Genomic DNA, 19,622 nt, shown 5'->3' with positions numbered 1-19,622 from the left:
ATGTCGGTATTAAATATTATCAAGATAGGCGGGAATGTCATTGACAACCCGGAACAATTAGAGGAATTTTTAGAGAAATTTTCTGCATTGCCAGGACGAAAGATCTTGGTGCATGGAGGTGGAAAGATTGCCACTCGTATGGCATCAGATATGGGCATAGAAGCCAAGATGGTGGAAGGTAGACGTATTACCGATGCTGCCATGCTGGATGTCGTGACCATGGTCTATGCTGGCCTTACCAATAAAAACCTGGTTGCTTCCCTGCAGAAATACAATTGCAATGCCATTGGATTGTGCGGTGCAGATGCGAATGTAATCAAAGCGGTAAAAAGACCGGTTAAGGAAATCGATTATGGTTTTGTAGGCGATATCCTTGCTGATTCGATTGATTCATTGGCCATCAAAAAACTATTGGAGGCGGAGTTTATTCCTGTCTTTTCAGCTATTACCCACAACGGTAATGGTCAACTATTGAATACCAATGCCGATACCATTGCGTCTTCCTTGGCTGTTGCGCTATCCAAACTATATGAAGTTTCATTGATCTATTGTTTCGATAAAAATGGTGTATTGTTGGATGTAAATGACGAGCAATCGGTAATTGAGACCATCCGTTCTGTTGATTTTGAACGATTGAAAGATAGCAAGACCATTCATGATGGAATGATCCCTAAACTATACAATGCATTTGAAGCGATTTCCAAGGGTGTCAGTAATGTCTATATCGGACATGCCAATAACCTGCACCTCTTCCAGCAGCGGAAGTTTGGAACCTGCTTGATTGCCTAAACTTAAATAAAATGAATAAGATAACAATTATTGGAGGCGGGAATATAGGGTTGTCATTGGCCAAAGGGCTGGTGAAATCTAAATATTGCAAAGCGAATGAGATTACCATCACCAGGCGCAATCTGGCGTCCTTGGCTGTGGAACAGGAAGAAGGTTTTACGGTAAGCGATTCAAACCCTGAAGCGATTCAAGGGTCTGAATTTATTGTATTGGCCATTCTCCCCCAGCAGATCAGAAAGGTGATGGACGAATTGGCTCCTGTACTGACTCCCGCTCAAACCATTATATCGGTGGTATCTGGCGTATCCTGCCAAGATATCAAGGATGTATTGGGCCAAGACAAGGTTGTTATCCGTGCAATGCCGAATACGGCTATTGCAATAGGGCAGTCCATGACATGTATTGCCACTGACAGTGCTCCTGAGGACAAAATCCAGGATGTATCGGTGATATTTGAATCGGTAGGTTCTGTCGTAGTCATCAATGAGGACTTAATGACTTCCGCGACGGCATTATGTGCTTGCGGAATCGCGTTTTTCCTGAGAAGTATCAGAGCAGCTTCACAGGGTGGTGTGGAAATTGGTTTCCATGCTCACGATGCCTTGAAAATGGCCATTCAAACGGCCAAAGGTGCTGCAGACCTGTTGCTGCAGATGGAGAGCCATCCGGAAAGTGAAATCGATAAGGTGACCTCTCCAAAAGGTTGTACCATTGCAGGATTGAACGAAATGGAACACAACGGTTTCAGTTCTGCTTTCATTAAAGGAATAAAATTGTCTGCTAAAAAAGCCGGAGGCCTATATAATGATTGATATTGCCCAACTGATTGAAGGCAGTACCTCGCTATTGAAAGGATTGATTGAAACCCAGTCATTCAGTAGGGAAGAGGATCAGACTGCTCAATTGCTTGTGGAGTATTTTCAGCAACATGGCATAGCTACGGAAAGGATAGGGAACAATGTGGTTGCCTATAACCGTTTTGAAGATCCTTCAAAACCTTATGTCCTGTTGAATTCGCATCATGATACCGTAAAACCCAACCCTGGCTATAGTAAAGATCCTTTTAAGGCTATTGTGGAAGATGGGAAGCTGTACGGCTTAGGGAGTAATGATGCCGGAGGATGTTTGGTTTCCTTGATTGCTGCATTCCGTTATTTTTATGACCATGAGGATTTGCCGTTTAACCTTTGTTTGGTAGCTTCTTCCGAAGAGGAGGTTTCTGGTAAAGGAGGTTTAGAAGAAGCCTATAAGCACATCAAACCTTGTGAGTTTGCCATTATTGGTGAACCGACCCTGTTGAATTTGGCAGTGGCGGAAAAAGGATTGATGGTTTTGGACTGTGAAGCGTCGGGTAAATCTGGTCATGCCGCTCGGGAAGAGGGTGAGAACGCGATTTATAATGCGATTGAAGACATCAATTGGTTCCGGAATTATCAATTTCCCAAACAGTCGGTGTTTTTAGGGCCGGTGAAAATGAGTGTCACCATGATAGAAGCGGGCTCACAACATAATGTGGTGCCGGCTAGCTGTAAATTTGTGGTGGATGTAAGGACTACCGATGTGTACAGTAACCTGGAAGTCTTGGAAATTATCAGACAACATGTGAAGTCTTCGGTAGAGCCACGTTCTACACGCCTGAATCCTTCTTCGATTGCAATCGATCATCCAATCGTTCAATCCGGGAAATCTTTGGGAAAAGAATTATATGGCAGTCCGACGATGAGTGATCAGGCCATATTGAATATTCCGTCCATCAAAACGGGACCTGGAGATTCGGCAAGGTCGCATACTGCGGATGAATTTATCTATTTGCAAGAAATAAATGATGGGGTTCGGTATTATATCGACCTTCTGAAAGGGATATTATAAGAAATTCTATAAAAAAAGCGGGCCATGGCCCGCTTTTTTTATCTCTAGACGGTAGTTCTAAGATAAAAATCTCCTTTTTCGACAGTTCTTATAAGGTGATTTGTCTTTTGATGCTCTCTTCTAAGGAAATAATGGTCTCTGTACGTTGAATTCCTTTCAATCCTTGGATGTCTTCATTCAAAACTTTGCGTAAATGTGAAGTGTCCTTACAGATGATCTTAGCAAACATACTATATTGACCAGTACAGTAATGTAATTCCACTACTTCTTTCACTTGTTTCAACTGTTCAACCGCATCCGAATACTGAGAACCTTTCTCTAAATAGATTCCTAAGAAGGCAGTAATGTCAAATCCAACCTTTTGAGGGTTGATAATTAAGTTAGAACCTCTGATTATTCCCAATTCTTCCATTTTTTTCATGCGAACATGGATGGTTCCTCCAGAAACTATTAGTTTTTTAGCGATTTCTGTATATGGAATTGAGGCATCTTCCATTAAAATGGATAAAATTTGAACATCTAGGTTGTCTAAATCGTAATTTGAATAGTTTTTTTCCATAAAAATGGTATTTGTGTGTTAATTTGTAATAAGTTTTTTAAAAATATCTAAAAAAATCAAATAAATTTCTATTTAATTGTTGAAAAAATTAAATTTGTCATAACAAACGAGGTAAAAAACACTAAAGTTTGTAATTACTTCCCTCAAAATAACATAGGTTTATAATTGGTTAGCGTTGAAGCTCCTCGCCCGGGGAGCTTCTTCCATATATAGGCCTTTCAAATAAATTTTTCAATTTTCTAATTTTTTCAAAAATAATAACAATTATTGTTATATTAATGTTCGAATGATAAAATTACGTCATTTTTTTTAGCATTTTTTCATTGATGTATACAACAACTATTTTTCGTACTTTAGTTTTCAGTCACAAATGCTTGTTATGAAAGAAGATGATGTAAAGATTTCGAGGAAAAAGCCAATTTTTCCGGTGGGTACGGGTTTGTTGAAATATCTAAAAGCTTATCAGCGGGATGGTAAATTGCCCATGACCTATTCTGATCTTTTGAATTTCCAAGAAACCATTCCTTCACTGGACAAGTTTGGCAATGATACGTTGTGGGAAATCCCTTTATATCCACCCCATATACAAGATACCCTGTATGACCAGCTCAAGATTGTATATGCGCAACTGAAAGCTTCCGGGAATACCAGGATTGTGCAACATAAAGTCATCGAAAAGATTGAATTCTGTGCTTTTGGTAATACCCATCCCTTCCGAATCAAAATTGTCAATAGACTGAATGATGTCTATGATTATTTCTATATCAAGCAAGCGGATGCTTCCAGGATCTATGGATTGGAGCTGGAAGAGATTGTATCTCCAAACCAAGTCAATTACCTCTATGATCGCGATACCTTGGTGGAGGAACATATTGTTGGAATTCCTGGAGATACCTTTGCTAAGACCAAGATGGACGCTCCTGATTATAACCAAACGAGAATAGCAAAAGAGTTTGTCAAGTTTAATGAGCGTTGTGTGATCTCCATGTTAGGGGACATGCGGGCCTATAATTTCGTGATGCAGATCACTCCGGATTTTGATGATTTCCAATTTAGGATCCGTGCCATTGATTTTGACCAACAATTCTATGAAGGGAACATCAAGGTGTATCTTCCGCAGTTCTTCAAGGAGAACTTACCTTTTGTCAAATTGTCCATGGACCATTTGAATGAGAAGACAGTGCTGCAGTATCAGCAAGAAGAAAGATCTTCCATTGTGCATCGGGTTCGAAGCGAAAGGCATCGTATCAAGGACCTCCGTGATGCTTCCAGTACACAACAGCTCTCAACAAAGGAAAATATTGAGAAGCTGAAAGAGGGCTATGCGAGGTATTATGAAAATGAAAATTACTTCAAATGCAAGAGTATGACCGATATTATTGAACTCAACGTCAAGAATGTCATACGGCAGGTTCAGCTCTAGCGGATTCGCTTTTGGTTATCCTTTACAAAAGCTTCCCAACCCGAATAGTTTTTTCCTCCTGTGGATTGATTTTGTTGAAAGGCATGACAGACCGCAACGGCAAGACCATCGGTAGCATCGAGGAACTCTGGAGTTTCCTTGAAGCTAAGCAGGGTCTGTAACATGGCCGCCACTTGTTCCTTACTCGCATTTCCGCTGCCTGTAACGGATTGTTTTATTTTTCGGGGGGAATACTCAAAGATTGGAATATCGGCGTTTAGGGCAGCTGCCATAGCCACTCCTTGGGCACGACCCAGCTTTAGCATGACTTGGATGTTCTTTCCGTAGAAGGGTGCCTCCAAGGCTACACAGTCTGGTTTATATTCTGCAATCAATGCGCTGGTCTTTTTGAAGATGCGTTGGAGTTTGAGGCCATGGTCATCCAGATGCCCCATTTTTATGACACCTAGCGTGATCAAGGATATTTTTTTATTCACCTCCTTCAATATTCCATAACCTAGAACTACCGTTCCAGGGTCAATTCCCAAAATAATCCTCTCTTTAGCCGGTTCTTTTTGCATATGCAATAATACGATTTTCTAAACATTGCTTTCTAAAAACGGTTATTAATTAAAAAATTATTAAAATTGTGCTTTCTTAGACAAAATTGACGAAGACACAGCGAAAATATCTCAATCTTTTGATTAAAGTAGCCATTGTTGCGCTGGCGATGTGGTTTGTTGTCAGCAAGGTGAATAATCAAAAGAACTTGAAAGAGTTTGAACACCTTATTCATCAGATCGACCCTCTTACGATCCGAATGGTATTGCTGGTTGTTGTGCTCTTAATGTTTTTCAATTGGTTTCTTGAAGTTAAAAAGTGGCAATATCTGAGTCAAAGGATAGAGACCTTAGGGCTTTGGAAGGCTATAAAATCAGTTTTTTGTGGACTTACCTGGGCAATATTCACTCCAAATCGGATTGGTGAATACGGTGGACGGGTGATGTTGTTGAAACCCGAGAATAGGGCTACTGGCGCTGTTGCGATGGGAGTAGGGTTGTTTGCTCAATTGGTTTTGACTTCGGTTTTTGGTTCTTTGAGCATCGCTTGGTTCGTAACGACCTTTTTGGAAACCCCAGCCTCAGTGGATTTTGGGGTCTGGTTAATAGCCATAATATACGCATTGGCCTTTTTGATCCTGTATTTCAATGTCTCTTGGGTTGATTATCTGGTAGGGAAAGTAAAGTTTTTGAGGAAGATCAAGCCGTTCTTTTCGGTTCTTGAAGACTTTACCGTTAAAGAATTGGCCTATGTGCTCTTGCTATCTGCTTTTCGTTTCGCCATTTTTACCTCGCAATATATAATATTGATGTTGGTCATTTTGCCAGAGCTACCGTTGGTTTCCATGGTATTGATGATTTTTATTATGTTTTTTATTCAATCTGCCGTTCCTTCCTTAGATATTTTTGACTTTAGTGTTCGTAGTTTTGTAGCCAGCAATTTGTATGCGTATATTACGACCCAAGAAATTGCAGTGATGGCCATTGTTTCCTGTGTTTGGTTTGTCAACCTCATTTTTCCGGCAATCATAGGGTCGTTTTTTGTATTTAACGTGAATTATATCAGTGATAATAAATCTTAGTTTTTTCCTATTTATCATGACCATTATCTATGTGGTATTGGTCCTTTACATGCGCAATGGCTGGATGAAGCTGCCCATGTTCCATCTGACATCCATAATGCCCCTTTCAAAAGTGACAGTAATTATCGCTGCTCGGAACGAAGAGTCAAACATTGGCAATACATTGGACTGTATTGTCGGTCAGGAATACCCTAAGGAATTGCTGGAAGTGATCGTGGTAGATGACCATTCTACGGATAGGACAGGAGAGATCGTCACGCGTTATGCAGACCGCGGGGTAAAGCTTATCACCCTAAATGAAGGAAATAAACTCAATTCATATAAGAAATTCGCCATCAACAAGGCTATTCATGCTTCTTCTGGTGATATTATCATTACCACCGATGCAGACTGTAGAATGGGTTCCAAATGGATATTGAGCATAGTTCAATATATGGAAAGCCAAGATAAACTGATGGTTTCTTCTCCAGTATGTTACGATCAGGAAAAATCTTATTTCGAACGTTTGCAGACCTTGGAGTTCCTTTACCTTATTGGTTTAGGGGCAGCAGGTATAGGAAACGGAAATCCAACGACCTGTAATGGGGCCAATCTCGCTTATAGAAAGACGCTGTTCTTTGAAATGGGTGGTTTTAATGGGATTGATGAATTGGCTTCTGGCGATGATGAGCTATTATTGCATAAGGTTGCGGAAAAACATGCCGACAGGATAGGTTTCTGTAAATCTAGAGCGGCGATAGTTTACACCGATGCCAAAGAAAACCTAAAATCATTCTTAAGCCAAAGAAAACGTTGGGCTTCAAAAAGTACCAAATATAAGGACAAGAAGGTAGTTGTATTGGGGGTTTGTATCTGGCTCTTCAACCTTTCTTTTTTGCTGAGCTTGATCTTTCTGTTGTTTGGTATTTATGATGCTAGTGAATTGGTATTAACCTCCCTGATGATGAAGATGTTGGTGGAACTGACTTTTCTTTATCCCATCCTTACCTTCGTGAACAGAAAGGAACTCCTTTGGAACCTACCGTTGCTAACTGTGGTCCATTCGCTCTATTTTGTTTATATCGGTGTGGTGGGAAATATCGGTAAGTACGATTGGAAAGGCAGAACCGTCAAATAATCCTACAGATTTTCTTCCTTCACCTTGGCGCGGATCAAATCCTCGGCTTTCTTCACAATCTCCTCTGGATTTAATCCTGTGGTGTCAATAGGATCCAAAACTTCCCAAGACATGTGGGTGAATGGCCTAAGTGGAAATGCCCCCCATTCTACCATTTTATAGGATCCGTTAATTGCAATTGGAACAACAAGTGCTTCTGGGTTTTTCTTCATCAAAGTCGCAATTCCACCTACAGAGAAAGACTTCATCTTTCCGGTTTTAGTCCTTGTCCCTTCAGGAAAAATAAATGCAGACCAGTTATTCTTTTTCATGTTATTGGCTAGGGTCAAGATCTCTGCTATAGACTGTTTAGGGTCTTTTCGGTCAATATTGGCCGCACCACCATGTTTAAGGTTAAAGGAGATGCTTGGAATATTGGCGGTCATCAATTCAATCTTAGAAATGAACTTGCCATGGAACCTTCTCAAAAAGTAAATCAAAGGAGGGATGTCGTAGGTACTTTGGTGATTGGCAATGAAGATAATGGGTCTGCCAACTGGAATGTTTTTGTTGTCGATAAACTGCGTCCTGTTGAATAGGGTATAGTTACATGCTACCAGAAAGCCATTTAAGATATCCACACTTTTCTTATGGGCGGCATAGCCCCCTAGTTTCAGGCATAACCATTGAATGGGATGAAATATCAATAATGATAATGCAAAACAAATATAAAATATCGGAGTAAGGATAAATCCTAATAACTTTCTCATCTGTAAACTAAAATTGAGCAAATATACGAATTAGTATATTTTATCCCTTTCTCCAATTCTTAAATAATAATTGTTAAACAATGTTTAAATATTATTAAATAATTGTTTAACTTTATTTAAGTAAATCTATAATATATGAAGTTTCCTATTCAATGTCCGGCATGTGATAATGAAATGTCTGTGGTAAAATTGCACTGTAGCAACTGCGAAACTGAGGTGGCTGGAAGATTTAATTTTCCATTATTGATGCGTTTGGAACCTGAAGAACAGGAATTCATTATTGAGTTTCTGTTAAACTCTGGAAGTCTCAAGGAAATGGCCAATAAATTAGGGAAGAGCTATCCAACCGTTAGGAATAAGCTTGATGAATTGATAGATAAAGTTAAAAACCTGCAGTAAAATCATGAAATTTAAAGAAAATCAAAATATGCTGACGACTTGGTTGCTCTTAATCATTTTAGTGGTTATAGGTGCCCAAGTTTTTGCCATCAGTCCCAATTATATGGATGTATTCAAAACCAGTGGCTTTCTGTTGTCAGTAATCGTGCTGCTATTCTTATTACTGATTAAATTAAAGACCACCTATGATTCCGAAGGAATCCGAATTGTTTTCATCCCTTTTATCTGGAATAAATTTATACCCTGGTCTGACATTGCTTCTGCGTATATTAGGACCTATACATTTGCAGATTTTGGAGGCTGGGGTTATCGACTAGGTAAGTGGGGAAAAGCCTATTCTGCCAAAGGAGACCAAGGATTGCAATTGATCATGAAAGACGGCAGCCAATTAATGATTGGGACCCAGAAACCAGAAGAGATCCAAAAAATAATAAACCAATATAAACCCTACAAAGATGAGTTCTAGAGATTTTGTCAATATCATGTTAAACCCATTTGAGGATGTAACTAGTCGTAAATTATTGATTTTTGGCAGTCTAGGTTTTCTGCTGCTGAGTATATTGGGGTTTTTCTTCCATTTTATTAACAATGGGATTATTCAATTACACTTTAGTCATCCCAGGCCATTTTGGAAATATTTAATCTATGGTCTGATCAATACTGGGGCATTAACTGCCTTAATGTATGCTTATGCAAGGTTCAATTATTCTAAGACTAGACTATTTGATGTGTTGATTTCAGTACTGATTGCGCAATGCGTATTGGTGATTATTGCCCTTTTTCTATTGAATCCTTACATTATGGGAATCATGGATGATCTTAAGGGTGAAATTGAAAAAGGTAATATTGATAAGCTAAATATTTCACCTATTAATTTGGGGATCATCACCTTGGCTGGGATTTTCAGTATTTTTTCCATTTATTATTTTTTTCATTTACTGGTTAGAGGTATGAAAATTGCCATCAACAGTAATAAACTGTTCCATACCATAGCAATAGTGTTGTTGACCTTGGTTTTGGACGTTATTTTGAATGTATTAAACCCTTATTTTTAAGTATATGAAGAATTATTTTTTGGCACTGGTCCTGTTTTGTTCATGTTCAATGGGATTTTCACAATCCTTTGAAGGAAACTGGAAGGGATCTTTGCAGGTTTCAGGGATGGAATTACCATTGATCTTTGAATTTAAATACAATGGAGCTTGGGAAGGGAGCATGCAGAGTCCTAAACAGAGCAGCAATAGATTTCCTTTGACAAGCATTCTTGCCGAAGGTGATTCGATATTTGTGGAGCTGAAAAGTATGGGTGTAAAATATGCTGGAAAGATCAGCACTGACCGAAAGAGTATCGATGGCAAGTTTCAACAAGGGGGTTTAAAGACCGAATTAGTCCTTAACAAACTTACTGCTGAGCAAGCCAGTGAAGCTGGTACTTTTAAACGAAGCCAACGCGTAAATCCTCCATATTCTTATGATACTGTAGACGTAACATTTGAAAATAAAATAGATAAGGTAACTCTAGCCGGAACGATAACCAAGCCCAAAGAACCAGGTAAATATCCAGCCGTGATATTGGTTTCAGGAAGTGGTCCGCAGGATCGCAATGAAACTTTAATGGGTCATGAGCCATTTAAGGTATTGGCGGATTACCTGACCAAGAATAATATTGTGGTTCTCCGGTATGATGATAGAGGAGTAGGTAAATCCCAAGGTGATTTTGCAAAGTCTACTACCGGTGATTTTGGAAAAGATGCACTTGCAGCTTTGAGCTTCTTACGCAAGCAAGCCCAAGTGGACCCAATGAAAGTAGGGATAATAGGCCATAGTGAAGGCGGATTGATAGCCACGATTTTAGCAGGGCAACAAGCTAGTGGATTGAATTTTATTGTAACCTTGGCAGGTCCAACGATCAGGATGGACTCCCTGATGATTCTCCAGAATGCCGCAATCATGAAATCACAAGGAAAGGATATTTCTGCAGCAGAACGTGCAATAATCAAGAAGAATTATGAGATTATGGCCTCCGATTTTCCGAGCGACAAGGCTTTTGACGCCATACGCAATAATATGCGTTCAGTAAGCGGTAGTCAAAATATGGAAAGTGCCGATCAGCTAGCTGCTTTGGTGACTCCATGGTTCCGTCATTTCATCAAGATAGATCCCGTGCCATTTATCAAAAAGATCAAGATCCCTACCTTTGCAGCATTTGGGGGCAAAGATGTCCAAGTGCCCGCCGGTGAAAATATAGAAAGCCTAACGGACAACCTTCCAAAAAATAAAAAAGACCTTTCTAAGGTATACCCAAACTTAAACCATCTATTCCAGAATGCTAAAACTGGTGCTGTAGGTGAATATGCTGAAATTGAAGAAACAATTAGTCCAGAAGTGTTAAAGGACATTACAGCTTGGATTAAAGCTTTATAAAGTATAGGTATTTAATAAAAATAGCGGTCTAATTTAGACCGCTATTTTTATATAATCTTTTATTGTGAATAACCTGGATTCTGTACCAATGCAGGGTTCACTGAGATTTCTCTATATGGAATAGGGAATACCATTTTCGGAGAATTGTACGGCAGAGAACCAATATTCTTTTTTGTTCTCTTCAGGTCGTGCAACCTATAACCCTCAAAGGCCAATTCCTTACTGCGTTCCAATAAAATAGCGTCCAAGGTCAAATCTTCCAGATCTTCGAGTCCAGCTCTTTCACGTAGTACATTGATGTCATCTAATGGATCGGCTCCGATTGCAGTGCCCAATCTGAAGTTACATTCAGCGCGCATCAGATACAAATCGGTCAAGCGAACCACTGGGATGTTATCAAAATAATTGTACCATTTTTTGGTAAACCAACCCGATTTGGCGCCGGTGCCATCGTAGATCATCTGTGTTCTGCGTTTATCGGTAGGATCAAAAGTGTTGTAATAGGAATTCAAGATGCTCAAATCACCACGACCGACTTTACCACCGGTATTGTTCAAATAGCTGGAGTAGAATGTTGCTAAACCATCATTTGAAGAACCAGCATTACTTTGTTCGTTCTGTTGAATCTCAAATACGCCTTCAGAAGAGTTTGGCGTACGGAAAGGAGCTTCCAATGTCGGAGATAACTCATAATCTCCACTTTCAATGATATCATTGGCTAGGTCTCGGGCTTTATCATATTTGCCTTGTTGTAAATATAGACGAGCCAACATCCCTTGAGAAGCTGCTAGGTCAGAGGGGTAATCTGCTAATTTGGTGATGGAGGCCAATAGATCTTTTTCCGCCTGTGCATAGGACTCCGTTACTGTACTTCTCGTGATCCCTTTGATCAGGTCCTCAAACTTAGTAACCGCTTTCAGGGGAAGAGGTACCCCTGGGCTTGAATTAGCTCCACCGGCTTCATATGGTAAACCATAGAGACGCACAAGTTCAAAGAACATGATACCGCGTATGAAATAAGCTTTACCTTCAATTTGGGCCTTCATATCCTCATCAGTGATGATAGGTAGGGCTTCTAGGACCGTATTGGCTGCATTGATCGCCTGATAAGCATTGGTCCAGGTACGGGTTACATCCTCATTGGTTGCAATAATGTTCTGATTCGAGATGTCTCGATAAGTTGAAAAGGAACCAGTCCAGTTTAAATAACCAGGGCTGGCAAATAGGTCAGGAACCATAACGAGGTTCGTTCCATATAATGCCCCTTTAGCGATAATGGTATAAGCACCGGTGAGGGCATTGTTCACATCTGCAGGGGTAGAAAGCGCCTTTTCAGCCGAAATATCGTCTACAGGCTCAATCTCCAGTTTTTTTCCGCATGATCCCAAGGTCAGTGCAACTGCCACAGCAGGAATTGTAATATATTTTATGATGTTCATGATAGTTCGCTTAGAAGATTAAAAACCAATGTTAACTCCAAATGTGATCGTTCTAGGCTGCGGTGCTGTATAAAAATCAGTACCTAGCTGATACCTGCCGGCAAAGGTCGTGTTGATCTCTGGGTCATAACCGTTGTAACTTGTGAAAGTCAACAAGTTTGTAGCAGAAACATAGATACGAGCAGATTGCATATAAGCTTTGTTGGCAATACTAGAAGGTAAGTTATAACCAAGGACTACGTTTTTCACACGGAAGTAGGAACCATCTTGAATATAGCGAGAAGAAGGTCTCGTTCCATTTCCCTCATCAAAACGAGGTTGCGGAATCATGGTCACATCGCCAGGTTTCTTCCAATAGTCCATTTGATCTAAAGTCTGGTTATCGAAGTAATCACCATTGGTTGATTGGAAACCTCCAGCAGCATTGTAGATATCATTGCCAAAAACAAATTGTGTCTGTATGGCTAGATCGAAGCTCTTATAGGAGAAGTTGTTTCCGAAACCACCAAAGAATTTAGGATTAGGGTCGCCAATCCATTGGTCAGCAGCTTCCGAATATTCGTTGGTTGTTGTCGTTTGACTTGCATCCAAGTAATATAAAGCATCACCATTTTCGGTATCCACACCTGCATAGGCCTTCCCGTAGAAGAAACCATAAGGCATACCTTCTTCAATTCTACCCAAATAGCGACCACCTGGATAAATCGGCTGCCCATCAACTAACTTTAAGATTTTGTTTTTATTGAAGGAGATATTAAAAGAGGTGCTCCATTTGAATTCGCCAACAAAGTTTTTAGAATTCAATGCGAACTCCATACCGCGGTTCTGCATATCACCTACGTTCTGAAGAATGGTTGTGAAACCATTGGTAGATTCAATAGGCACATCCAATAGTAGATCGGTTGTTTTCTTGAAATAAGCATCAATGGTTCCAGATAATCTATCGTTGAAGAAACCAAAGTCAACACCAAAGTTGCTTGAAGCTGTGTTTTCCCAAGTCAGTTTTTCATCGCCTAATCTCAACGGAACAGTTCCTGGTACACCGGCATAGTTAGCACCTGTGTACAGTGTCCTTGGTCCAAAATTATCAATCTCGGCATTACCGGTACGACCGTAACTTGCTCGCAGTTTCAGGAATGATAGGGTTGAGTTGCCCTTTAAGAAGTCCTCCTCCGAAACCACCCAACCTACTGAAGCCGCAGGGAAGGAACCATATCTAGACTCTTTACCGAATCTGGAAGACCCATCAATACGTAAGGTCGCTTCCAATAAATAACGGTTCTTGAATTTGTAGTTAGCTCTCGCAAGGTAAGATAGGAAAGAAAACCTTGACTCAGATGAACTGGCATTTGACTTTACAGCCGCACTGATGATCTTAGTGAATTGGTCTGAAGGAAAACCTTTACCTTCTGCCATGGTATATCTAAATTGCCCTTCTTGATAAGCCATACCTAACATCGCGCTGAAATCATGGATTTCATTGAATGTCTTGCTATAGTTCAAAGTATTGTTCGTATTGAAATTGATTGAGCGGGCTTGGTAATTCCAGCCATAACCACCAACATCACCACCATCTTGGGTTCTTGATCCTAAGAAGATTTCTTCCTCAAGGTTTTGGAAATCCATACCATATTCCGAACGGAAGATCAGGTTAGGGGTTAGCTTAGCACTGGCATAAGCCGTTGCGAAAGTACGGTAGGTGTTTGAAAGGTTCTTGCCATTTTCAAGGTCAATCAGGTTGTTATAATAGACAGTGTAATTGTTCAATACACCATTCTCGTCCCTGATTGCTTGAATAGGGGGAAGGGCATTTAATTGTAAAGGGTTTGAAAAGGCATTATCACTGCTAACACGGTAGTTGTCAATTTTATTGATATTGATCGTACCGCCAACATCCAACCAGGAATTTGCCGAATGGTCCAAACCTAAACGGCCAGAGGTCCTCACAAAGCGGTTGCCGACAATAACACCTTTATTGTCGTTATAACTTCCAGAAGCAATAAATCTTGTTTTTTCATCCCCTCCAGATACATTTAGGCTGTATTGCTGGATTCCGCCTCTTCTCAATCCTTCGTCTACCCAATTGCTATTGTAGTTTTTGTCCCAATCGTCTGACCCGGTCCAATCCTCCCAAAATTCAGCTAATGTAGGATATTGGTCTTCACCGGTTCCGATGTAGCCGCCATTGTTCAGGGCAGCTCCCAATAATTCCTTATACTGGGTTCCATTCAGGAATTCACCCTTTTTGGTTGGATCGCTGAAACCTCCAAAGTAGCCTAACTCAAATTTTGTTCTTCCAGCCTTACCCTTTTTGGTCGTGATGATAACGACACCGTTCGAACCTCTGGCACCATAGATTGCTGTAGCTGCTGCATCCTTCAATACATCCAAGGATTCAATATCATCAGGACTGATGGCAGCCAAGGGGTTGTCCGGTTCATCATAAGTACCCATGGCAGAAGAAATAATTGGCACACCATCGATGACATACAGAGGTTGAGTGCCTGCCGAGATGGAAGAAATACCGCGAACGCGGATCTGTAATGCCTGGCCTAATTTTCCAGAGCTTGAGTTGACAAATACCCCTGGTGCGCGACCTTGCAAGGCACTTTCAACAGTTTGTAGAGGTACATCTTCCAGATCAGACATTTTCACGCTGGCCACCGATCCGGTCATATCCTTTTTGATCTGAGTACCATAACCCACTACCACAACCTCTTCCAGGTCTGCTGCAGCAGGTGTCAATTGAACATCGATGTTTTTTCGATTGTCGATGTTCACCTGTTGGGAACTATAGCCAACAAAAGTGTAATGTAAGGCTTTGATAGAAGCACTTACACCGATTTCATAGCGTCCCTGAGCATCGGTCTGTGCTGCAGAGTTGCTTCCAACTGCACGAACGGTAACTCCAGAAATGGGCTGATTGGTTACAGCGTCAGTTACTGTTCCTGTAATCGTTTGGTCTTGTCCAAATGCAATGAAATGCATCAGGCACAACGATAAGAAAAAAAGTAGTTTTCTTTTCATAAAATAAGTTTCAGTTAGTGATTAGTGTTCACTTAAGGAGCTGTTCTAACTCCTTTAGGCTTGATTTAAATTAAATATAGAAAAATTTAATAATCAAATAAATGATAGCTAAAACTTTTAATATTAGCGTTTTTATAAGCGAGGAGTTAATTTTTGCAAATCGATGTTTAAACAATAAAAAACGGCTATCATGGTACATGATAGCCGCATTAACTTCTTGTATTTTTTTATTTAAGGGGTCGTATTTGCAACAGGAAGAATCTTTCCATTATAATATTTATGTCCGTTTTGGGCAAACTCAGCGACATATCGTCCCATTTCAAAAGCTAAGGTTCCGGCCTCAACACCTGGGAAAGCAGCTTCAAACATTTCAGTCTGCGATGAACCTAAGGCTAGGCAATTCACTTTAATGTTTTTATCCTTTAACTCTTCCGCTAAACATTCCGTTAAGATGGCCAAAGCCCCTTTGCTTGCGGAATATGCAGATAATCCAGGGAATTTTGCAGACCCTTGAAATCCACCCATGCTACTGATGTTCACAATATGGCCGCCATCTTTCATCATCGGCACGATATGCTGAATCATCTGTATATGACCCAATAGATTGGATTGGAACATCTGGGCAACATCTTCCATGCTTGTTTCCAAAAAAGGTTTATTGATCAGTGCTCCTGCATTATTGATCAGGATATCAACCTTGTCAAACTTGGATTGGATAAATGGGACCAAAGATTCAGGATAATTGTCAAACACAATGTCAAATTGTGCCGGATAGAGCGTGCCGCCATCATGGTTCAAGGAGGACGCAATCTCATGTAATTTCCTCAATTTATCTGCGGATCGCGCCAGTGCGATTACCTTATTTTCCTTATTCGCGGTCAAATCTAGCACGGCTTCAAATCCTATTCCACTGCTAGCGCCTGTTATGATGATATTTGCCATTATTATTCCTCTTCTTTATCTATTTCTTCCTCTACTTCTTTTGCAGATGGTAATTTATCTGCTCCCAATCGTTGTGGCCTGAATATATAGTATATACCACTTGATGCAACCAATAAAGATATGATATAGAATATCAAACTTATGGTTACCGCGATATGTGGGTCCAATTTAAGGTAGGTTGCCAAACTGAATATGACAGATTCCCGAAGGCCGATCGCTCCTCCAATGGAAGGTACAATAGCCACCAATTGAGAGACCATAAAGATCAATAGGTAAGGAGAGAACTTGCCGTCAAAATTCATGGCCAATAATATAAAGGTTGCGGTCAAGGTTTGAAACCCCTGAACACATAAGGCCTTAAAGTGGGTCGTGATAAAATTCTTAAGGAACTGCTTGAAGAATAAACGGAGCACATACAGGTAGCTGATGGTTCCGATAAAAAGGACTGCTATGGTAACGGCATTGGGAATAGCAAGTCTGGGCATGAAGATAATCAGGGCACCCGTAATGATACTTAAGGCCCAAAGACCTGATAACCTATCAAAAAAAACAGCGCCTAATACCTGTCGACGTGAAATCTGGAAATTCTTCTTTAAGAAGAAGATCTTATAGCCATCACCACCAATTCCTCCTGGTAGAAAGAAATTATAGAGCAGGCCCAATTGATAGAGTCTAAAATTATAGCGTTCGGTCAATCTGAGTCCTATCGCCTTAAAGAAAGAATTCAAACGTGAGGATGCTACTAAAATGGAGCATATATAAGCCAACAAGGCAAAGAATAAGTATAGGGGATTACTGTCTTTTAATACCTCAGTAAGGTCCTTGAATGATATTTTGGTGGAAACCCAATATAGAGCACCCGCCGTGATCAGTACCTTTAGGATGTTTTTTGCGATTTCCCAAATCTTTGATTTTTCCATTTAATTTTTGCTGTAATTATAGCATCGGGTAAATGCGGGAATAAAATAAAATCAGGTAAATCAGCAGAAATCCTCCACACAAGCTGAATAACCAATTCAAATCAATCCGTCTGTATTTTTCCTTTAACATCATGAACATCAAAATGATAAAGATAATGAATAAGGAAATGGGGGCAAATATAGCCCATTTGTTTGGGAAATTTAAAGAAATATTATCCAGTATTTTAGCATCTTTGCTAAAAGCGAATACAATTCCGACAATTAAAACAATCATCATCAAACGAAGAATAGCCTTGGCTACAATTTTGCTTATGGTATGATTTTTGGAAGTGTTGTTCATCAATGAAAATTGAGTTTTTTGTTTACTAATATACATTTATTATACTATTTTAAAATTTGTAATATGCATAAACGTATTATTTCGTTTTTATCTTTACTAACAGCTTTGTTGGTTTTAGGTAGTTGTGGAGCACCAAGAAAAGGGGCTACAGGTGGTACTGAATCAGGAACTGTTTCTGCTACAGGCCCATCGGCATCACAATGGCGTTCTGGAGTGAAAGGAACATGGACATTGAATTCCGTGACCCGCGAAAACATCCCAAGCAGCTATACCGTTAAAAATATGTTTGATGAAGCACCGGTTGATTGTTTCATCGGTTCGCTATGGAACCTTCCTGGTGGAAACCAAAGAGGAAGCATCACCTTTAATGCGGATGGAAACCTATGTGCTAGTGGAACTGTACGTACCATTGTTTGGTCTATCTTCAATCCCGGTAAAACAGGTGGTCAGCCTGCATTCCAATTCAAGAAAATCTATGCTGGAGACAAAGCTTCTAACGTAACAAGTGGTTACCGTTTGGATTTGTCCTATGCTGATGAAAACTCCTTGGAGATGCGTTTGCCGGTAGATTTGAATGACGGTAAAACTGGAAATTTGGTCCTTAAATTTAGCAGAGCCGGAGAATAATTCCACAAAAAGAATTTTTTGAATGTAAGCCGTAGCGAAATCTACGGCTTTTTTTATGCAAGCCATTTTATCAGGTTTCGGTAAGGTTTTTCTCAATCGTTTGCCTGAAATCTCTATATTTGTCAAGTTATAACAATCAGAATGAGTCAAGAAAGTAATAAAGTTGCTCTCATTACCGGTATTACCGGACAGGACGGAGCATATTTAGCAGAGTTTTTATTAAAAAAAGGCTATGTCGTGCATGGATTGAAAAGAAGAAGTTCTTTGTTTAATACCGACCGTATCGACCATTTGTACCAAGATCCGCACCAATTAGGACGTAACTTCGTCCTGCATTATGGCGATCTCACGGATTCAACCAACCTGATCCGTGTCATTCAAGAAACGAAACCTACTGAAATTTATAATCTCGCTGCACAATCTCATGTGAAAGTGAGCTTTGATACCCCAGAATATACTGCAAATGCCGATGGACTAGGAACGCTAAGGATCCTTGAGGCTGTCCGTTTGTTGGGATTGACAGAACATACCCGTATCTATCAAGCCTCTACCTCGGAACTTTATGGGCTAGTTCAGGCAGTTCCTCAAAGTGAAACCACTCCATTTTATCCGAGAAGTCCATATGCCGTAGCAAAACTTTATGGCTATTGGATTACGGTAAACTACCGTGAAGCGTATAATATGTATGCCTGCAATGGTATCCTTTTTAATCATGAAAGCCCTGTGCGTGGAGAAACTTTCGTGACTAGAAAGATTACCCGTGCTGCAGCGAAAATTGCATTAGGTCTTCAGGATAAACTTTACTTAGGCAATCTCTCCGCACAGCGTGACTGGGGACATGCCAAAGATTATGTTGAAGCCATGTGGCTGATCTTGCAACAGGATAAGGCGGAGGACTTTGTCATTGCTACTGGTGTGACGACTACTGTACGTGAATTTGTCAGGATGGCCTTTGCTGAGCTAGGGATTGAAGTGGAATTCTCAGGTAAAGCAGAAGCTGAGAAAGGTGTTATCATTGATCGTGATAACGAAAGATTGAAAGAGTTAGGCCTTGATCCTGAGAAAATTAAGCTAGGTCAAACTATTGTAAAAGTAGACCCTGCATATTATCGTCCTACGGAGGTCGACTTATTGATTGGTGATCCCAGTAAGGCAAACAACAAATTAGGTTGGAAACCCAAATACGACCTAGAAATGTTGGTGAATGAAATGGTACTCTCTGACCTCAAACTTATGCAAAGAGAGGAATATCTCAAAAAAGGGGGCTTTGATATCCTAAATTATTTTGAATAACAGCAACTTGGAACAATATTTGCTTCCGAAAGTTAAATAAATATTAAATATTCATTTTGTAATTGTTTAGTGTCTCCCCACTTA

20 protein-coding genes are annotated in these 19,622 nt (G+C 40.1%); 12 read left to right on the top strand and 8 right to left on the bottom strand.

Features of this window, described 5'->3' with window-relative positions; genetic code table 11:
- From argB to RT138_RS16825, 3 genes are read left to right on the top strand one after another with little or no spacing between them, the layout of a single operon-like run.
- The gene (gene argB, locus RT138_RS16835; RefSeq protein WP_185213317.1) at window positions 1-789 is read left to right on the top strand and encodes an acetylglutamate kinase; all 789 of its coding nucleotides are present in this window, start codon (window positions 1-3) and stop codon (window positions 787-789) included.
- 11 nt (window positions 790-800) lie between these two features.
- Window positions 801-1,601 (top strand): pyrroline-5-carboxylate reductase, encoded by an 801-nt coding sequence (gene proC / locus RT138_RS16830; RefSeq protein ID WP_313191609.1) that lies wholly within the window; start codon window positions 801-803, stop codon window positions 1,599-1,601.
- Window positions 1,594-2,658, top strand: a complete 1,065-nt coding sequence (locus RT138_RS16825; RefSeq protein WP_313191608.1) for a M20 family metallo-hydrolase — start codon at window positions 1,594-1,596, stop codon at window positions 2,656-2,658. The genes proC and RT138_RS16825 overlap by 8 nt, the downstream gene beginning before the upstream one ends.
- An 88-nt stretch (window positions 2,659-2,746) precedes the next feature.
- Here the strand turns inward: RT138_RS16825 and RT138_RS16820 are convergent, their stop codons facing one another.
- A complete protein-coding gene (locus tag RT138_RS16820; RefSeq protein ID WP_185213320.1) occupies window positions 2,747-3,217 on the bottom strand; it encodes an Lrp/AsnC ligand binding domain-containing protein in 471 nt (156 codons plus the stop codon).
- Window positions 3,218-3,596: 379 nt separating this feature from the next.
- Here RT138_RS16820 and RT138_RS16815 point away from each other — a divergent pair, with 379 nt between their 5' ends.
- Complete coding sequence (locus RT138_RS16815; RefSeq protein ID WP_313191607.1) at window positions 3,597-4,640, top strand: hypothetical protein; 1,044 nt, start codon at window positions 3,597-3,599, stop codon at window positions 4,638-4,640.
- Here RT138_RS16815 and ruvC read toward each other — a convergent pair.
- Complete coding sequence (gene ruvC, locus RT138_RS16810; protein ID WP_185213322.1) at window positions 4,637-5,200, bottom strand: crossover junction endodeoxyribonuclease RuvC; 564 nt, start codon at window positions 5,198-5,200, stop codon at window positions 4,637-4,639. The genes RT138_RS16815 and ruvC overlap by 4 nt on opposite strands.
- Before the next feature lie 119 nt (window positions 5,201-5,319).
- On the opposite strand from ruvC, the gene RT138_RS16805 reads away from it, so the two are divergent.
- A complete protein-coding gene (locus RT138_RS16805; RefSeq protein WP_313191606.1) occupies window positions 5,320-6,261 on the top strand; it encodes a lysylphosphatidylglycerol synthase domain-containing protein in 942 nt (313 codons plus the stop codon).
- A 16-nt stretch (window positions 6,262-6,277) separates the two neighbouring features.
- Entirely contained in the window at window positions 6,278-7,378 is a 1,101-nt protein-coding gene (locus RT138_RS16800) for a glycosyltransferase (protein WP_313191605.1), read from the top strand.
- Between the two features lie 2 nt (window positions 7,379-7,380).
- On the opposite strand, the gene RT138_RS16795 is transcribed toward RT138_RS16800, so the two are convergent.
- On the bottom strand, window positions 7,381-8,127 hold the full coding sequence (locus RT138_RS16795) for a lysophospholipid acyltransferase family protein (RefSeq protein ID WP_313191604.1): 747 nt from the start codon (window positions 8,125-8,127) through the stop codon (window positions 7,381-7,383).
- Between the two features lie 135 nt (window positions 8,128-8,262).
- Between RT138_RS16795 and RT138_RS16790 the strand changes: the two genes are divergently transcribed.
- Genes RT138_RS16790 through RT138_RS16775 form a run of 4 tightly spaced genes read left to right on the top strand, consistent with a single transcriptional unit; the run spans window position 8,263 to window position 10,950 of the window.
- Window positions 8,263-8,526, top strand: a complete 264-nt coding sequence (locus tag RT138_RS16790) for a DUF2089 family protein (RefSeq protein WP_313191603.1) — start codon at window positions 8,263-8,265, stop codon at window positions 8,524-8,526.
- A 4-nt stretch (window positions 8,527-8,530) separates the two neighbouring features.
- Window positions 8,531-8,992: a hypothetical protein gene (locus tag RT138_RS16785; RefSeq protein ID WP_313191602.1), complete on the top strand. Its 462-nt coding sequence runs from the start codon at window positions 8,531-8,533 to the stop codon at window positions 8,990-8,992.
- Window positions 8,982-9,581 (top strand): hypothetical protein, encoded by a 600-nt coding sequence (locus RT138_RS16780; RefSeq protein ID WP_313191601.1) that lies wholly within the window; start codon window positions 8,982-8,984, stop codon window positions 9,579-9,581. Before RT138_RS16785 ends, RT138_RS16780 begins: the two co-directional genes overlap by 11 nt.
- Window positions 9,582-9,585: 4 nt before the next feature.
- Window positions 9,586-10,950 carry an alpha/beta fold hydrolase gene (locus RT138_RS16775; protein WP_313191600.1) on the top strand — a complete coding sequence of 455 codons (1,365 nt, stop codon included), beginning with the start codon at window positions 9,586-9,588 and terminating at the stop codon, window positions 10,948-10,950.
- A 59-nt stretch (window positions 10,951-11,009) separates the two neighbouring features.
- Here the strand turns inward: RT138_RS16775 and RT138_RS16770 are convergent, their stop codons facing one another.
- The 5 genes from RT138_RS16770 to RT138_RS16750 all read right to left on the bottom strand — a co-directional run bounded on the left by RT138_RS16770 (window position 11,010) and on the right by RT138_RS16750 (window position 17,654).
- Window positions 11,010-12,389 carry a RagB/SusD family nutrient uptake outer membrane protein gene (locus RT138_RS16770; RefSeq protein ID WP_313191599.1) on the bottom strand — a complete coding sequence of 460 codons (1,380 nt, stop codon included), beginning with the start codon at window positions 12,387-12,389 and terminating at the stop codon, window positions 11,010-11,012.
- Window positions 12,390-12,407: 18 nt separating this feature from the next.
- Window positions 12,408-15,416 carry a TonB-dependent receptor gene (locus tag RT138_RS16765; RefSeq protein ID WP_313191598.1) on the bottom strand — a complete coding sequence of 1,003 codons (3,009 nt, stop codon included), beginning with the start codon at window positions 15,414-15,416 and terminating at the stop codon, window positions 12,408-12,410.
- Window positions 15,417-15,647: 231 nt separating this feature from the next.
- Complete coding sequence (locus RT138_RS16760; protein ID WP_313191597.1) at window positions 15,648-16,358, bottom strand: SDR family oxidoreductase; 711 nt, start codon at window positions 16,356-16,358, stop codon at window positions 15,648-15,650.
- Window positions 16,359-16,360: 2 nt separating this feature from the next.
- Window positions 16,361-17,278 carry a lysylphosphatidylglycerol synthase transmembrane domain-containing protein gene (locus tag RT138_RS16755; protein WP_313191596.1) on the bottom strand — a complete coding sequence of 306 codons (918 nt, stop codon included), beginning with the start codon at window positions 17,276-17,278 and terminating at the stop codon, window positions 16,361-16,363.
- Between the two features lie 16 nt (window positions 17,279-17,294).
- Entirely contained in the window at window positions 17,295-17,654 is a 360-nt protein-coding gene (locus RT138_RS16750; protein WP_237219520.1) for a hypothetical protein, read from the bottom strand.
- A gap of 27 nt (window positions 17,655-17,681) precedes the next feature.
- Between RT138_RS16750 and RT138_RS16745 the strand changes: the two genes are divergently transcribed.
- Both RT138_RS16745 and gmd read left to right on the top strand, forming a co-directional pair.
- A complete protein-coding gene (locus RT138_RS16745; protein WP_185213334.1) occupies window positions 17,682-18,245 on the top strand; it encodes a lipocalin family protein in 564 nt (187 codons plus the stop codon).
- A 141-nt stretch (window positions 18,246-18,386) separates the two neighbouring features.
- A complete protein-coding gene (gmd, locus tag RT138_RS16740; protein ID WP_313191595.1) occupies window positions 18,387-19,538 on the top strand; it encodes a GDP-mannose 4,6-dehydratase in 1,152 nt (383 codons plus the stop codon).
- Window positions 19,539-19,622 lie beyond the last annotated feature (84 nt).

Origin of the sequence: Sphingobacterium sp., from assembly GCF_032065005.1 — a bacterium.
In the GTDB taxonomy this organism is placed as follows: domain Bacteria; phylum Bacteroidota; class Bacteroidia; order Sphingobacteriales; family Sphingobacteriaceae; genus Sphingobacterium.
The sequence above is the reverse complement of the archived record's forward strand: the minus strand, read 5'-3'. Positions and strand labels throughout refer to the sequence as shown.

Bases quoted from the DNA above. Each gene is read 5' to 3' on its own strand.
- argB (WP_185213317.1), top strand. From the start codon at position 1: ATGTCGGTATTAAATATTATCAAGATAGGCGGGAATGTCATTGACAAC.
- proC (WP_313191609.1), top strand. From the start codon at position 801: ATGAATAAGATAACAATTATTGGAGGCGGGAATATAGGGTTGTCATTG.
- RT138_RS16825 (WP_313191608.1), top strand. From the start codon at position 1,594: ATGATTGATATTGCCCAACTGATTGAAGGCAGTACCTCGCTATTGAAA.
- RT138_RS16820 (WP_185213320.1), bottom strand. From the start codon at position 3,217: ATGGAAAAAAACTATTCAAATTACGATTTAGACAACCTAGATGTTCAA.
- RT138_RS16815 (WP_313191607.1), top strand. From the start codon at position 3,597: ATGAAAGAAGATGATGTAAAGATTTCGAGGAAAAAGCCAATTTTTCCG.
- ruvC (WP_185213322.1), bottom strand. From the start codon at position 5,200: ATGCAAAAAGAACCGGCTAAAGAGAGGATTATTTTGGGAATTGACCCT.
- RT138_RS16800 (WP_313191605.1), top strand. From the start codon at position 6,278: ATGACCATTATCTATGTGGTATTGGTCCTTTACATGCGCAATGGCTGG.
- RT138_RS16795 (WP_313191604.1), bottom strand. From the start codon at position 8,127: ATGAGAAAGTTATTAGGATTTATCCTTACTCCGATATTTTATATTTGT.
- RT138_RS16790 (WP_313191603.1), top strand. From the start codon at position 8,263: ATGAAGTTTCCTATTCAATGTCCGGCATGTGATAATGAAATGTCTGTG.
- RT138_RS16785 (WP_313191602.1), top strand. From the start codon at position 8,531: ATGAAATTTAAAGAAAATCAAAATATGCTGACGACTTGGTTGCTCTTA.
- RT138_RS16780 (WP_313191601.1), top strand. From the start codon at position 8,982: ATGAGTTCTAGAGATTTTGTCAATATCATGTTAAACCCATTTGAGGAT.
- RT138_RS16775 (WP_313191600.1), top strand. From the start codon at position 9,586: ATGAAGAATTATTTTTTGGCACTGGTCCTGTTTTGTTCATGTTCAATG.
- RT138_RS16770 (WP_313191599.1), bottom strand. From the start codon at position 12,389: ATGAACATCATAAAATATATTACAATTCCTGCTGTGGCAGTTGCACTG.
- RT138_RS16765 (WP_313191598.1), bottom strand. From the start codon at position 15,416: ATGAAAAGAAAACTACTTTTTTTCTTATCGTTGTGCCTGATGCATTTC.
- RT138_RS16760 (WP_313191597.1), bottom strand. From the start codon at position 16,358: ATGGCAAATATCATCATAACAGGCGCTAGCAGTGGAATAGGATTTGAA.
- RT138_RS16755 (WP_313191596.1), bottom strand. From the start codon at position 17,278: ATGGAAAAATCAAAGATTTGGGAAATCGCAAAAAACATCCTAAAGGTA.
- RT138_RS16750 (WP_237219520.1), bottom strand. From the start codon at position 17,654: ATGTATATTAGTAAACAAAAAACTCAATTTTCATTGATGAACAACACT.
- RT138_RS16745 (WP_185213334.1), top strand. From the start codon at position 17,682: ATGCATAAACGTATTATTTCGTTTTTATCTTTACTAACAGCTTTGTTG.
- gmd (WP_313191595.1), top strand. From the start codon at position 18,387: ATGAGTCAAGAAAGTAATAAAGTTGCTCTCATTACCGGTATTACCGGA.